This is a genomic window from Paenibacillus lutrae, assembly GCF_009757775.1.
Lineage (GTDB): Bacteria > Bacillota > Bacilli > Paenibacillales > NBRC-103111 > Paenibacillus_F > Paenibacillus_F lutrae.
In genome coordinates, this window is record NZ_RHLK01000002.1 from 187,742 (window position 1) to 204,340 (window position 16,599).

Sequence of the window (16,599 nt, forward strand, 5' to 3'; positions counted from 1 at the left end):
ATCGTATGTTGAAAAAAAATATCGCATTGGTATAATTAGGTAGTGTAATCTTGATAATGGGAATACAAAATTCGAGCAAGTTCTTGATCATACTTGCTGAGGGGTGAGGATTGTGCCTAGTACCCAAACTCGGACGGTTCATGAAATGTTCGAGAAACAAGTGGAACAAACACCAGATAAAGTAGCGGTCGTATATCAGCAAGAATCTCTAACCTATACCGAGTTGAATAGAAGATCTAACCGTCTGGCCCATGAGCTTCGCCATGCAGGTGTCAAGCCTAACGATATTGTAGCGCTTGTGATGAAACGCTCGGTTGATATCATGGTAGGGATGATGGCTATCCTCAAAGCCGGGGGTTGTTATTTACCCATTGATCCCTCATTCCCGCACGATCGAATTCGTTACATGCTCGAGAATAGCCAAGCATCCGTGATGGTTACCCAAACCGAACTTAAATCTTTCCTGGACTTCCGTGGCCAGTTATTTTGTGTGGAGGACTTAGCAGATTCTCATTCTGATCTGAGTCAGAATCCTGAACCGGTTAACGCTCCAAGCGATCTGATTTACGTGCTGTACACCTCCGGATCTACAGGTAAGCCCAAAGGTGTGATGGTGGAGCACAGGGCCGTGCAAAATTTCATCGAAGGCGTAACCGGGCTGATTGATTTTTCGGAACAGAAAACGATTGTCAGTTTAACTACGATTTCCTTCGATATTTTTGTCCTTGAGACGCTTCTTCCATTTTGCAAAGGAAATCGCGTAGTTCTAGCCGATCCGATGTATATGAGGAGGGATATTGGCCAGCATCGCATTGATATGATCCAAACGACGCCCTCAACGATGCAAATGCTGCTAAATGATCAGGCCAATAAGGACGTTATCGAGAGAATGAGCGATATTATGCTGGGAGGCGAGAGCTTTCCAAAGAGTTTGCTGCATAAACTGCGAGCGCTTACACGAGCGAATATTTACAATATGTACGGCCCGACTGAAACAACGGTATGGTCAGCCATTAACAACTTAACACTTGCTCAAACGATTACGATCGGACATCCGATTGCCAATACAGAATTATATATTGTGGATGAACAGATGCAGGCGGCGGCGGAGGGTGAAGTTGGAGAGTTGTGCATTAGCGGTCTTGGGGTTGCCAGGGGCTATCTCCATAACCAGGAGTTAACTGACCAGAAGTTTATCCGCAGTTCCTTATGCCCGGGTCAAATGATGTATAGAACGGGTGACATGGCCAGGCGGTTGGCAAATGGAGAAGTAGAGTTCCTGGGGAGAGTAGACAATCAGATCAAGGTACGGGGATTCCGTATCGAGATGGGGGAAATTGAGGAATGTCTTTCTCAGCATGCTCTTCTACAAGAGTGTGTAGTGGCGGCGAAGACCAATGAATGGGATGAGAAATACCTGGTTGTGTATTATGTGTGCGATCACGAGGTGCCGGTCGCAGAGATTATCGCTTTTCTGGCAAATCAGCTGCCCGAATATATGATCCCCGGATTTTATGTAAGAGTCCCGCAAATACCGCTGACGCCTAACGGCAAAATCGATCGAAATGCCTTGCCCGAGCCTGATCAGAAACGTCCAGTTCTTTCTACGGATTTCGTTCTTCCCAAGACTGAGCTCGAAAGCAGGATAACCGAACTCTGGAGGCAGGTTCTGCATCGTGAGGTAGGAATTCAGGATAATTTCTTTGAACTTGGGGGGAATTCTGTACTGCTATCGATGTTAGCAGTGAGAATGAATGATAATTTTCCGGATCAGATTGGCATCACGGATATTTTTTCGAATCCGACCGTTGAGAAGTTAACACAGCTTTTGCAGAAGAGAATGGGCAATCAGGATGAATGGAAAGGACTGGTCTTCCCCTCCGACTATTACCTTCCCGAAGCCAGCGAAGCCAGCGAGATGACTCTGGAGGTTTCCGTGGATTCAGGAGCCAAGAGCCGTTTGCAAGAAATGGCGAGGAGCAATCAGACGGAACTGCCTGCGCTTCTGCTTACGGTGTATGCCCACCTGCTCTCTGAAATTTCAAATGAGGAGAGAATAGAAATCGCGGCATTAGCCGGCACGCCGTCAAGACGTATACGCGTGGAGATCGATTTCAAAGCGACTCCGGAATTCACCGACATTTTAAAACAGGTGGAAATGCAAATCAATCAAGCGTCCGGGTTAGTGGATCCGGTGCCGGCTAAGGAAGTAGGCAGGTTTGTGGTTCCTTCGTTTTTGTTCACATACCCAGGCGCCAAAGCAGGAGCTATAAACAGCCGTCTCAAACTACAAATCGCGGAAAATCAAGAAGGGCTGACGTGTCAACTACATTTTCGTCCTAGAGATTTCGCCGTCACTAAAATGCGGGAGTTCTTAAATTACTATTCGCAATTGGTTACAGCTGTAGCGCAGTCGGTATAAATAAAGGTTTCTGGACGCGCCGCATTATATTTCCTTATACAAATCTGATGATAAACGCCCGCAAGACTGCTTAGAATTACGGAGGTTTCCTAATGGAGGGGAAGTATGTCACTTAACATAAAAGCTTTGACCAAGCTCATCGTGAGCCAGGAACCTAAAGAAGAATCCAAAGAGGAACTCAGGTTCAGCAGGGATATCGCGATCATCGGGGTTTCATGCAGATTTGCCGACGCAGCGAATAAAGAAGAATATTGGCAATCGCTTGTCCAGGGAAAGGACCACATCCGGCCGTTTCCCGAAGACAGGGAACGGCTCAATCAGCCCTACTTGGCAGCGAAGAAAGCTGTGAGACAAAACGATCCTTATTACGAAGCGGGTTTTCTGGAGCAGGTTGATCGGTTTGACTATGATTTTTTTTCGCTTTCTCCTAAAGAAGCGAGTCTGATGAGTCCCAGTCAGCGGCTTTTTCTGGAATCTGCTTGGGAAGCTATCGAGGATGCGGGGTACGGCGGAGGTCTTCTTCAGAACAGCCTTACGGGAATTTTTTTAGGACATAGTACAGATTTTGGCGTGAGTTACAAAGAATTTATTGAATCGAGTAGCCCGGATGATATGAGTGTCTCGATCTCCGGTAATATCAACTCGATCATAGCCAGCCGCATTTCCTATTTGCTTAACCTGCAAGGCCCGAGCCTGGTTGTGGATACGGCTTGTTCATCTTCTCTAGTCGCGGTTCATCAAGCCTGCCGTTCCATTCGCAGCGGAGATTGCGATCTGGCCCTGGCCGGTTCGGTCAAGGTCGATTTGCTGCCGTTAACGAGTATCAAAGCAAAAGAAGATGAGATTGGCATCACTTCTTCCGACAGCCGGGCAAGAACGTTCGATGACAGTTCTGAGGGCACAGGTCTTGGAGAAGGTGTTGCCGCGATTCTGTTAAAACCATTGTCTCAAGCATTAGCCGACGGGGATCACATATACGCGCTGATCAAAGGAAGTGCAATTAATCAGGATGGTACGTCTGCGGGCTTAACCGCTCCTAATCCTTCCGCTCAATCGGATGTGATCGAAAGAGCCTGGAAAGATGCCGGGATTGATCCGGAAACGATCGGTTATTTTGAGGCTCACGGGACAGGGACGAACCTGGGTGATCCGATTGAAATTAGCGGGATTGAAGAAGCGATGAGCAGGTATACCGACAAAAAACAGTTCTGTGCCATCGGTTCCGTCAAAACGAATCTTGGACATCTCGATCATGCTGCCGGAATTGCCGGAATGGTTAAAGCGATTCTTGCTCTCAAGAAGAGAATGCTTCCTGCGTCGCTTCATTTTCAAAAACCGAACAAGCGAATTAACTTTGAAACATCGCCTGTCTATGTGAATGATCAATTAAGACCCTGGATTGCGGGGGAAAGCCCGAGAAGATGCGGCATCAGTTCATTCGGTCTGAGCGGAACGAACTGTCACGTCATTCTGGAAGAAGCGGCCGCTGAACCGGCAGATGTGCCGGGGCAAATCCATAGCCCGGTGAGAAACCAGGGTCAGAACCTCTTAACGTTATCGGCCAAAGGAAAAGAAGGGCTGCTGGATCTTGTACGGGAATACCAATTGCGTCTCTATACTCATGGCGCTATGGATTTACGCGATATGTGCTACACAGCCAACACAGGAAGAGGCCACTATTCCCACCGGCTGGCTGTTTTGTTCGACAACCAGGCTGACCTTCAGCTTCAATTAGACCGGTTATCCGGCCTTGATGTTAACAAGTGGCAGGATTCCGTTGTGCTTTACGGGGAACACCGGATCGTTTCAGAGAATCAGACGCTTCGGAAGAAAGGCGAGCTGACAAGAACGGAGAAACTGAAGCTGACCCAAACGGGTAAAGAAATGGCTGGCGGCGCTTCTTTATCTATCAAGGAACTGGTTCAAATTTATCTCTCTGGCGGCGATATTAATTGGCAGGTTCTTTATGAAGGAGAGGATCGCAAACGGCTGAGTCTTCCGACGTATCCTTTTGCCAGAACTTCCTGCTGGGTAAAGGCAAGCGAGGAAGCATCGAAGGGAAGAGAAGGGTCGCCTTATATTCTCAAGGATTCGCACCCTCTGTTTGATGCCTGCTTGTCGGAGTCATACGATCGTGTGACTTATCTCAGTGTATTCTCCGCCCAGGACCACTGGGTTCTAAGCGAGCATCTTGTTGCGGGCAGTTGTGTGGCTCCAGGCACGATATATTTGGAAATGGCCCTCGAGCTTGCCAGAAGATATTTTCCGAACCGTACCATTCAGTTGTCGGACGTGCTCTTCCTGACCCCCTTTTCTGTTCAACCGGGAGAGAGGAAAGAGCTTCAAACTATTCTTACAAAAGAAAAGGACCGTTTCCATTTTGCAGTCATGAGCCGTTTCAAGCAGCAATGGACCAAGCATGCAGAGGGAACCATAGTCCCGTCGGCCTTGCAGCAAGGGAAGGCTTTCGAGATCACGACGCTCAAGAAGCAATGCTCAGGCGGCGATATGCCGTATTATCCGTACGAAACCGCCAATCGTATTGAGACCGGACCTCACTGGAACTGTATCAGAGAAGTGAAACAGGGCTCGCGGAGCTTGATCGCCGATCTATCCCTCGAAGAAGCTTACACCACTGAGGCGTTGGAATACAACCTGCATCCTGCTTTGATGGATGAGGCCGTTAATGTCGCCTTGCGCAGCCTTGGAGAAGAGTTGTATCTGCCTTTCTCTTACAAACGTTTAACGATGTACAGAAGCCTGCCCTCCGATATTTATAGCTACATTAAGAAGAAAAGTGCAGACGTGGACAGTCCCGAAATCGCGACGTTTGATGTTCATTTACTGGATAAGTCCGGTAATGAACTCGTATTTATTGAAGATTACTCCATTAAGAAAGTGTCAGGCAGCCTAGTTTATGATCAGCCCCGGGATCACAAGAATACCTATAACCTAAATTGGAAAAAGTCGGAGACTCCACTTCATCAGCAGCAAACAGCATCGTTATCCACGCTTATTATTGAGCAGGGTGATTCGCGCAGTAATCGTATAACGGTGCAGATTCAAAGCATCCGTAAGGACGTTATTGTCGCAGGTGAGAGCTATAGGGATGATTACGACAGCTTGGCGAACCTCTGTAAAGAACGTAAGGTAGAGCAGATTATTCACTTATCAGCGTTTGCAGCACCTAAGGAAGCGGAAACCCTGGATGATTATCAAGTACAGGAAAGCAGGGGAATATACAGCCTCTATCACCTTACGAAGGCGTTGGTCAAGGCGGGTCTGGAGAAGGCCGTCGAGATTGTGCTGGTCGCACCTTCCGTCAGGGAGAATCCTCATCATGCTTCCATGTTTGGCCTTGGTAGAGTAATCGGGCAGGAATATTCCAAGCTTAACTGCCGCTGTATAGAGGTATGCGATTTAACGGATGAGGAAACGATTGTTTCCGAGATTAATAGCATCAGCCGGGATTACTGGACTTTGTATGAAGGCGGAGAGCGGTTCATACAAGAATTGTCTTCTACCGACCTGCAGGAGATCCCGGATCAGCCTGTTGCTATTCAAGACGATGGCGTGTACATCATTACCGGCGGAGCGGGCGGGCTAGGGCTCGAAATCGCCAAGGATCTGGCTTCACGCAATCGAGTCCGTCTTGTTTGTATTAACCGGTCTGCCTTTCCAGCTGAAGAGGATTGGGAGCAGTTATGTAACACGTCCACGGACCAAAAACTTATCTACAAAATTCGCAGAGCCCAAGAGATAAGGGCGAGTGGTTCAACTATCGGATTCTTCCGTGCCGATGTTTCTTCAAGGAGTCAAATGGAAGCGGTGCTTGATACAATCCGGAGCCAATATGGAGCCATCCGTGGAATTATTCATGCCGCAGGCGTTGCCGGAGACGGTTTTATTATCCGCAGAGAACAAGAAATTTTCGATTCCGTGCTCGCTCCCAAAACGAGAGGAACCTGGATTTTAGATACGCTTACGGTAAAGGATAATCTGGATTTTCTGATCCTTTTTTCATCCATTACGTCCTTTTTGGCCGGACAAGGCCAAGGAGATTACTGCGCAGCCAACTCCTACCTCGATGCTTATACCCTATACCGCAATCATCAAGGCAGGCGTACATTGACAATTAATTGGGCTGCATGGGAGGAAGTGGGGATGGCTCATGACTATGGCGTGAGCAGAGATTCCGATATGTTCCTGCCTATTGAGATTAAAGGTGCTCTGGAAGCCTTTCATACGGTATTAACCAAACAGGTACAGAGGGTTATTATTGGCGAACTGAACAGTCATCATCCGTCTTTATTCGACGATTCACTTGGTTTTAAGATAGATCCCTCCATTATGACTTCACATGGCGAGGATAATTTCGGATTCCAGGTAGAAGAAGCGGGCGATGACATGAAAGAAGAATCGTTCCGTATAACATTGACGGGGCGTTCTGTCGATGATCCCTACACGGATTGGGAGCTAAGGATAGCTCAAGTGCTGGGTCATGCTCTCGGACAGAAGGAAATTAATATTTACGATACATTTTATGAGATAGGCGGCAATTCGATCCTGGCGGTTAAAGTGGAGACGCTAATGGAGAAAGCGGATATACCGATTGGCATATTCGAATTATTTGAAAAACAGACCGTAAAGGCGCTCGCAGAGCATGTCTTTGGTCCTAATGATCGAACTCCTGATTCGGAAGAGCCGGCATCCCCAGACGTTAATCTTGCCGACCGGCAGCGGGTAGAGGGGATTGAAGATTCCGGCGTTATCCTGGACAATATAGAGCCTTTTAATGACTTGTTTTATAAAGATTGTTTTCATAACTCTCTGTTCCCAGTGCTTTCATTCTTTGAGAAGAAATTCGATATCTTTTCGGCTAACGATCTATTCTGGTATCAGCAAGACGGGATGACGAATCATTTCGAGAAAACTATTGCTGCTTTGCTGGCGGAGCTGGGAATCGGAGTGAGTACTGCAACGCACTATACCTCTAAACAAAATGAGGAAGTGATAACGGAACAGGACAAAAGATTGCTCGAGGATTTTTCCGGAAACATTGGGATGGAAGCGACTAGGCCTGCTGAAGATATTGAGCAGCTGATCCCTCGTATTAAGAACGCTGTATTACAGGGGAATCCGGTAATTGTGTGGGTGGATTGTTATTATGAGCCCATTCGTCAAGATACCTTTCATCAGGATCATTGGATGCACAGTTTACTTGTTTATGGGTTTGATGATGACAAGAAAATCTTCAACATTATCGAACACAGCTTCCGTGGCAATTTAACTTATAGACCGCAAACGATCGGTTACGAGGATTTACAGCGATCTTATGAAGGCTTTCTTGCGAATTACCTGCCGTACACCAACATGCCGTCCTACTATGAATTTCTGAACAATACGGATAAATCGGGCCAGGAAGAGCGGGATTACCGGGAAGTTTTTAAACGCAATCGGAGGAATCATCAAGATCAGCTAGCCGAGAGTCTGAAGCAGCTTAAAGCAATCACGGACAAGTTCCATCTCGCGGTTTCCGATGAGGAACATTTAAAAGAAGAAGCGGATGGATGTATGGAGATCTTGAACTCGGTCATAGCTTGCAAACAAATCGAGGTGTTTAATATCCGAAAGTTGTTCGGTGATGATGAGCCGTTAACGCAAGAGCTGGAGACTATTCTGAATCATTGGAATTACGTAAGACACCTGATAGTGAGATATACATTTACATCTGACTACAAATTGAAGGATATTACGGAGCGTTTGAATTCCATTTATCCGGCAGAAATAAAGTATTCCGAGCAATTGTCAGCTAAAATGCAGCCCGCCTCTAACATTTAACATCCATCATGGCTAGAAGAGGGGACATATATGCGAAAATGGTATGCGATTTTTGTTCAAGGCGCTAAGGAAGAGGATGTCATGAGACGGATTTTGGAAAGATTCGATCGTTCCTCTGTATATTGTTGTGTACCAAAGCGGAAAGTACCCGAAAAAAAAGACGGGGTTGTAAATGCCGTAATTAAACCGATGTTCCCGGGGTATGTGTTTTTGCAGATTCATATGGATTTTAAAACCTACTATGAAATCCAAGCCATTCCTGAGGTTATCAAAGTATTAAACTATGAGAATAAAAAGGACAAGCAAGTTTCGCAGGGACAGGGTTACGAAGAGATGTACTTTAAATCTATTCCCGATGAAGAGATGGAGCACCTTATCAAGCTTATGGATGACAAGGCTATTGTCGATTATTCTACTGTTCTGATGAACAATAATGTGATAACGATCGTCTCAGGTCCGTTAAAGGGAATGGAAGGAAGCATCAAAAAGATCGACAAACATAAAAAACGTGCCAAGCTGCTGCTGAATTTCCTGGGTTGTGAGAAATTAATTGATCTGGGTATCGAATTATTAGCTCCAACGCCGACCAGTCCTATACGTTAGAAACGAACTGAATTCCGGATAAACGGCCTTTTCGCACGCGGAGAAGGTTAAGAATAATACCACAAAAGTAAAAATTTATGGTATTATTTTAATATGATACATCCATGGTTATTTATTTAAAGAAGGTAAATAACGACTAATATTAAGAATGCCGTTTGAATTGTATTAATATTCGTTGATTATTGCATAACATAATGATTCTTGAAAAAGTTAATCGATGTTCCGGCACGTTAATATTTTTCAAGCGGACATAGCTGTTACGAAGGTAAGTGCTTTCCACTTGTCATGGCGAAGCACTGCCTTTTTTCTGTGCAGATTTTGGAGGGGGTACCCTGCTGCAAGAAGGTACATCATTTTCGTAAGGAGAAGATTGTTATTCGTTCTCTTCATCAGAAAGTCTATTTGGCTGCGCTAAGTATATGGACAGCCCTGTGGTTCTTTTATCCAATCATGGACCGGGTATCCGGTGAAGGCAGCCCCTATCAATCAGGCCAGACCTTTGAATCCGGACAGATTGATTCCTTTGATTCCTTTATCCAAAAGAAAATGGAAGACGGCAAGATTCCGGGACTATCCGTGACCATTGTCGATAAGAAGCAGATTCTCTACCAGAAGGGTTTTGGAATCGCGGATCAGACGAAAGCTCCGGTTACGCCGGAGACCCTGTTCGAGATTGGTTCGACAAGCAAGGCGTTCACCGGGCTGGGGATTCTTCTGCTGCAAGAAAAAGGCAGGCTGCAAATGACAGATGAGATTACCCGGTATCTTCCGTCATTCGCTGCAACCTTCCAAGGAACCAGGCCTAAGCTGACCTTAGAAAATTTCATGTATCAAACCAGCGGAATCCCCTTTCGTACGATTGGGGATATTCCCGTTGCTTCAGGCGAAGATGCCTTGGAACAAACGGTAAAAGTACTGGATAACATTGAACTTGACTTCTTGCCTGGCACCAAATTTTCTTATGCAACGCTCAACTATGATGTACTTGGTTTGGTGATCGAGAAAGTAACGGGGCAGCGTTTTGATGATTTCATTCGAAGCGAGCTGCTTACTCCGCTTGAGATGAACCAGACGTTTACACGGCGGGCAGATGTGGATCAGCAGAAGCTTGCAGCCGGTTATAAACTGCTGTTCGGACAGCCGCAGCCGTATCAGGCACCCGAATATCGTGGCAATACACCCGCCGGGTATTTTATTATAAGCGGGTATGACCTGGCCAAATGGCTGCAAATTCAGCTTGGAGAATCAACGCCGGTCTGGGTACGGACTCTTGTCCATGCTTCGCAGAATCCGAACACGCAAGTCCAGCGGGATTATGACGGATCGCTATATGCCTCCGGCTGGTTCGCTTATCTAAAAGAGAGTACGGAGCTGTCACATGGAGGCGGTAATCCCAACTACTCCTCCTATTTTGTGTTGAATCCGGACAAGGGGCTTGGCGTAGGCATTCTGGCGAATATGAATTCTTCGTATACGCAAGAGATAGGCCAAGGAATCATGGATATGTTGATGGGCCGGGCCGTACAACCGGGTACTTCTGACCAGTTCCTGCAGGTGGACCGGATAGCCGGTATCGTAACTGTAATCACCGGAATCAGCACCCTCGTCCTGTTAATCCTTCTCGCGAAAGGCATCCTACAGATCCGGACCGGAACTAGGAGGTATGCGGGTTTACATGGTCGTTTGATAATGCGTATGCTCGTCATGGCGGTACTGTTGCCGGCTCTCGCGTATTTGCTTTACCGAATAAATGATATCGTCTTTGACGGTTTGAATTGGAGCTTCGTCCAGGTGTGGGCTCCAGCCAGCTTATTCTATGCTTTGTATGGAATATGGGGATGTGCCTTGCTTTTTTGTCTGTATGATCTATTTGCCCGATCTTGCCCGGCAGCTAACAGCCCGAAGCTGACTTTCTAGCTTCGGGTATCTTTGCATCCAAGCAGGACGGATTGGCACGCGATATTAATTTGGAGGAAACAGGCCGATGGAACGAATCAAGTTATTTTGTTTACCCTATGCAGGCGGTTCTGCAATGATGTACAAGCGTTGGAGTAAATTAATGGACAGTGCCATTGAGCTGGCTCCCATTGAACTTGCCAACCGGGGAACACGCTCCAAACATCCCCACTACGATAATCTGAATCAGGCAGTCGACGATTTGTATAAATGGATTCTGCCTTATCTGGACGGAAGTCCGTTTGCTTTTTTTGGACATAGTATGGGTAGTCTTCTTTCATATGAGTTAATTCATAGAATTAAAGAATCCACGGGACAAGAGCCGATTCATGCTTTTTTCTCAGGAAGAAATCCTCCCCATATCCTAAAAGAAGAGAGCGTCTCTTTTGATTCCGGCAAGGAAGAGTTTCTGGAAGATTTGAGGCAGCTTGGCGGAATGCCGGTTGAAATCTTGGAGAGTGAAGCCCTGCTTGATTATGTGCTGCCTATTATTCGCGGGGATTTTAAAATGATGAGCACGTATTCCTATGTTCCCCGTTCAGCGAAATTTGAATTCAATATATCGGCCCTTGGAGGAAAAGAGGACAAGGAAGTACCGGTAGAGGACCTGAGGGAGTGGGCACAATTCACGAATCGTGAATGCAGTACGGTTCTTTTTGAAGGCGGGCATTTCTTTATCAATGAGCTGCCGCAGGAGATTGTGTCATTCATCAACCGGACATTGGTGACAGCTTTGCTGACGGGAAGCGGAAGAGGCGGTTCACTGCATGCTTAATGTGGGTTCCGAAAAGCTGAACAAGCAGGATATCGAAGATATTGTATCCTTGACCTCTATGCAAGAAGGAATACTATTTCATCATCTGAGCGAAACCGGGTCGGATACGTATATCGAGCAGTTTCATTTTAGAATCACGGGTGCGGTTCATTCGCATCATTTTATCGCGGCCTGGAATAGTGTAGCACGAAGCAATGAAATGCTAAGGGCTGTATATCGCTGGAGCGGGCTGGAGAAGCCGGTTCAAATTATTCGCCGTCAGGCAGAATTGCCCATTCGGATTGCCCGATCCGCAGAAGCGGGAGTTAACCGCGAGAATCTGGCACTAGAAGCCCGGAGGCTTGTGCAGCTTACGACCCATCCGTTTCGGATTGATTTGGTGATACTCTCGGAGTCGGAATCGGAGATGATCGTGACGTTTCACCATATTCTGTTCGATGGATGGAGCAGTCATTTATTGCTGCAGGAATTTATTGCGGCTTATACGATTTTGACCGAAGGAATTCAGGCGCACGAATCGGGTAGGAAGACACCTTTTAAACAGTTTGTTCTGTGGAAAAAGAAAAAAGAAACGCCTACGCAGCTTGAATTCTGGAAAAGTTATTTGAAAGGGCACACAGCGCAAACGGAAATTCCCTATGTGGATAAGAATTATAAAGGAAGTCAGGCTCAAAAGGGCCATTCCTATAGGCTTTCAATCCCGGAAGCTGTGACGAGTAAAGTTCATGCTTCGGCCAGTATGAATGAAGCCACTGTTTCGGCACTGTTGTACATGGCATGGGGGATCACGCTGCAGAAGTATAACAGCAATCAGGACGTAATGTTCGGCATTACCCTCTCGGGGCGTCCTCCCGAAATAAGCGGAATAGACCAGATGGCAGGTCTGTTCATCAACACCGTGCCGCTTCGCTTTAATGTGGAGTGCGATCAGAGCGTGTCTTCTATTCTGAAACAGACTCACCGTATGCTGCTGGAGATGAGAGAATTCGAACATACTCCGCTGGCGCGTATCAATACCTGTCTTGACTTTGACCGTCAGCAGAATACGTTCAGTTCCATCGTGGTCGTTGAGAACTATCCGGCTGATGAGCGGATGCCGGCGAACCCGCCCATCCGGATAGATTTAATGAGCAAGAGGGAAACGACTAACTATGACCTCGTTCTGGAGTTTGCGATTAAAGATACCATACAAGTAACCATGCATTACGATGCCGTGCGTATAGCGGAAGAGGATGTAGCCAGAATGGCGGGGCATCTTTATCAAGCGATCGAACAGATTGTAGATGCGCCTTCGATCCACTCATCCGATATCCGGCTGCTATCGGATCAGGAAATTCATGAAATGGATATCTTTAATGAGACAGATCAGCCATTTTCGTTACAAACTACTATCGTTCAACGGTTTGAGGATGCGGCTGCCAAATATCCGGATCATACGGCGGTCGTCTACCGGGATAAGCGGATGACCTATAGAGAGCTCCAGCAGAAATCTGCGGAGCTGGCAGCGCACCTTGCCCATAGAGGCGTCCAGTCTGGCAGTGTTGTCGGACTTATGGTGGAGCAGGATATGCGGCTTGTTGTCGGTATGCTGGGAATCCTCCGGGCAGGGGCGGCTTTTGTACCTGTGGACCCGCACTACCCGGTCGACCGAATTCACTACATGATTAAGGACAGCGGGGCGGATATCATGGTTTCCCATCATCCGTTCATGCATGTACTTCCTGAAATGAATTGTTTGGATATGGATAGCTGTACGGCTGAAGAAAGGCCTGCTTCGCCGACGATTATGCCTGCAGATCTGGCATACGTAATCTATACCTCCGGCACGACGGGGAAACCTAAAGGGGTAATGATCGAGCACATATCTCTGGTAAATCTATGCTGCTGGATGGTCGATTATTTGGAGATCAGGGAGACGGACCGAGCCTCACAGTATGCATCCATGTCGTTCGATGCAGCCGTGATCGAAATCTTCCCTTACCTGATCAGCGGTGCATCCGTTCATATGCTGGAGAAATCGCACCGGCTGGATATTGGCCGGATGAATGCTTATTTTGAAAGCAACAAGATTACGGCGGCATTTCTGCCGCCCCAGGTTTGCGAGCAATTTATGGAGCACCCCAACCATTCCCTGCGATTTCTGCTAACGGGGGGCGATGTACTCCGGATAAGCCGGGAGACGAACTACCGGCTTATTAATTTATACGGCCCGACAGAGAATACGGTTGTTACAACCTATTATCCGGTAGATAAGCCCGCCGGGCCGAATATTCCCATAGGCAGGCCGATTGCCAATGGGCAGGTTTATATTCTTGATCCTCATGGAAACAGGCAGCCTGTGGGTGTTCCGGGTGAACTGCATATTGCCGGCGCGGGATTATCCCGGGGCTATCTCCATCATCCTGAATTAACGTCAAAAGCGTTCGTGAATGCGAGATGGGGGCAGCAGACACGCTTATATCGGAGCGGAGATTTAGCCAAATGGAATAAGAGCGGAAATGTTGAATTTCTGGGCCGCATTGATAATCAAGTCAAAGTTAGAGGCTACCGGATAGAGCTTGGAGAAATCGAAAAGCATCTGCTAGACACCGGGGATATTAAAGAGGCCGTGGTGTTGTCAGCAGGCATGCAGGGTGAAAACTACTTATGCGCATTTTATGTGCCCCGGCACAGTGAAGTAGCAGTCGATACGATCAAAGGATCGCTTGCCGGTGTACTTCCCGCTTATATGATTCCAAAGCAGTTTGTGCAGGTTGAACAATTACCTTTAACGCCGAATGGCAAAATCGACAAACGCCGTCTGCTTGATCAAGCCGGAGAACTGAGCAATGATGAGCCGCAGCGGTATAGTCCCGCCAGTCCCTTAGAGCGTCAGATTTATGAAATCTGGTCTTCTCTGCTTGATAAGAACCAGTTCAGCACAGAGGATAATTTCTTTGAAATTGGCGGGGATTCGATCCTATTGATGCGAATGCACGCTAAAATCGATAAATTGTTTCCGGGGAAAATAACGGTACAACACATTTTTGCCTACCCCACCATTGCTAAGCTGGCTGCATTTATTAGGGGGGACGGGAACCTGAAGATTGGTGCAAGCAAGCTTCCGCAGCTTCTATTGCCGGCTGATTTTTTTGGTTCGCGTGCTTCGAATGAAGGGGACACGACTTTCAAAATAAAGATGGACCCTGCCGTATTGCTTTCCCTTAAAGAGATTATGAGAAAACATACTTTCACCGAAATTGATGTGCTGCTTGCAGCCTATGTGTTTACTATGGCGCAATGGATTAAGCAGCCCGTCGTCGGCTTCCATTTCATTGCTCTTCAAGACAAGCTTTTCTACCCGATTGACTGCGACTTGGGCAAGAAGGAAGAGTTTATTGAGATAATGAACGACATTTCCCGAAGCACAAGCGACAAAGAGTCGGCTGCGCCCCTCCGGCTGCTGCAGAGATCTAATTCCGAGGAGTCACCGGCTTATACGATACATTGCAGTTTTGCCGACTGCAGAGGCGGGATTTATGCAGATATCCCGTCTGTTTATGATCTATCTGTAGGCGTAACGGATGAGGAAGGGCAGACCGGCCTGATATGCCACTACAATTCGACTCTGCTTTTGAAAAGTAAAGTCCGTACGTTCATGAATATGTATGTGGCTGTTCTGAACCAAATATCCCAAAAAATGAAATGATGGAGATGAGATTAGGATGAACAAATTAGCATTTATTTTTCCTGGACAAGGCTCGCAATATGTGGGAATGGGCAAAGATCTGGTTCATAACTATCCCATAGCCAGGGAAGTGTTTGAGGAAGCAAGCGAAGCGCTCGGGTTTAGTCTTGAAAAGTACTGTTTTGACGGCACGATGGAAGAACTGTCTCAAACTGAAATCACACAGCCTGCTATCCTTACGGTGAGCGTAGCGGCTTTCAAAGTTATAACGAATGAAACCGACCTGGTTCCTTCCCTTGTTGCCGGTCACAGTCTGGGTGAGTATTCGGCGCTTGTGAGTGCGGGGGTTATCAGCCTTGCGGATGCTGTCCGTCTGGTGCATAAACGGGGGAGATTCATGCAGGAGGCTGTCGAGCAGAATGTCGGCGCTATGGCTGCCGTGTATGGAATGGATAAGGAAATTGTGAGAGAAGTTTGTCTGTCCGCAAGCAAGGACGGGCATGAGGTCGTCATTTCAAGCTACAACTCGCCGGAGCAAGTAGTGATTTCCGGACATCGTTTAGCAGTGGAGCAAGCCGGCGCAAGTTTGACGGGAATGGGGGCTAAGGTGATCCCTCTTCGAGTCAGCGCACCTTTCCATTGTGCTCTAATGGCGTCTGCGGGAGAACGGATGCGCAAGGAGCTGGAAGGACAGGTGTTCGGCAGCTTCACGTATCCGGTTATCTCCAACGTTACGGGGCGTCCGTATGACCGCAGCGACGAAATCGTTCAGAATCTGACGGATCAGATTACGCTTCCAGTCCTTTGGAGCGAATCCATGAAATATGCGGTAGAGCACGGGATCAGCTCGGTAATCGAATTAGGACCGCAAACCGTTTTGAGGAACTTAATGAAGCAGAATGCGCCCGATATTCATGCTTGTTCTTTTGGCGAAAGCAAGGATCTTAAGGCTGTGCAGGAAGTGATCGCTAAGCAGCAGACCGCTGAACCCGACAAGCTATTGTTTATTATTCGCTGCCTCGCGATTGCGGTTTGTACGAGAAATACGAATTGGGACAATGAGGCGTATACCAAAGGTGTCATCGAGCCGTACAGAAAGGTTCAGCATATGCTGGAAGAGCTGGAAAGCAGCGGCGGGCAGCCGACAATGGAGCAGATGCGCGAAGCTTTGACCATGCTTCAATCCGTGTTTACTACAAAGGGTACGGAGAAGGAAGAGCAGCAGGAAAGATTTGAGCAGATCCAGCGGGAAACACGTACGTGGGAGCTTTTTCCCCAACTGGCTGAAGGGATTTTGGAAGCGGAGCCGGTCGTATTGTAGCCCATCCGGGTTTG

Annotated in this window: 7 protein-coding genes; all 7 read left to right on the forward strand. The window is 47.3% G+C overall.

What is annotated here, in order from left to right; translation table 11 throughout:
* The first annotated feature begins 112 nt into the window (after nucleotides 1–112).
* The 7 genes from EDM21_RS03485 (at nucleotide 113) to fabD (ending at nucleotide 16,585) form a co-directional block, all read left to right on the forward strand.
* Nucleotides 113–2,422 (forward strand): amino acid adenylation domain-containing protein, encoded by a 2,310-nt coding sequence (locus EDM21_RS03485; RefSeq protein ID WP_157332962.1) that lies wholly within the window; start codon nucleotides 113–115, stop codon nucleotides 2,420–2,422.
* Between the two features lie 105 nt (nucleotides 2,423–2,527).
* Entirely contained in the window at nucleotides 2,528–8,263 is a 5,736-nt protein-coding gene (locus EDM21_RS03490; RefSeq protein ID WP_157332964.1) for an SDR family NAD(P)-dependent oxidoreductase, read from the forward strand.
* A 30-nt stretch (nucleotides 8,264–8,293) separates the two neighbouring features.
* Nucleotides 8,294–8,866, forward strand: coding sequence for an antiterminator LoaP (loaP, locus tag EDM21_RS03495; protein WP_157332966.1), 573 nt, complete (start codon nucleotides 8,294–8,296; stop codon nucleotides 8,864–8,866).
* A gap of 402 nt (nucleotides 8,867–9,268) precedes the next feature.
* A complete protein-coding gene (locus EDM21_RS03500) occupies nucleotides 9,269–10,783 on the forward strand; it encodes a serine hydrolase domain-containing protein (protein ID WP_157332968.1) in 1,515 nt (504 codons plus the stop codon).
* Nucleotides 10,784–10,850: 67 nt separating this feature from the next.
* Nucleotides 10,851–11,597 carry a thioesterase II family protein gene (locus EDM21_RS03505; RefSeq protein ID WP_157332970.1) on the forward strand — a complete coding sequence of 249 codons (747 nt, stop codon included), beginning with the start codon at nucleotides 10,851–10,853 and terminating at the stop codon, nucleotides 11,595–11,597.
* Nucleotides 11,590–15,285, forward strand: a complete 3,696-nt coding sequence (locus EDM21_RS03510) for a non-ribosomal peptide synthetase (protein ID WP_157332972.1) — start codon at nucleotides 11,590–11,592, stop codon at nucleotides 15,283–15,285. Before EDM21_RS03505 ends, EDM21_RS03510 begins: the two co-directional genes overlap by 8 nt.
* Nucleotides 15,286–15,301: 16 nt before the next feature.
* Nucleotides 15,302–16,585, forward strand: coding sequence for an ACP S-malonyltransferase (fabD, locus tag EDM21_RS03515; protein ID WP_157332974.1), 1,284 nt, complete (start codon nucleotides 15,302–15,304; stop codon nucleotides 16,583–16,585).
* Nucleotides 16,586–16,599 lie beyond the last annotated feature (14 nt).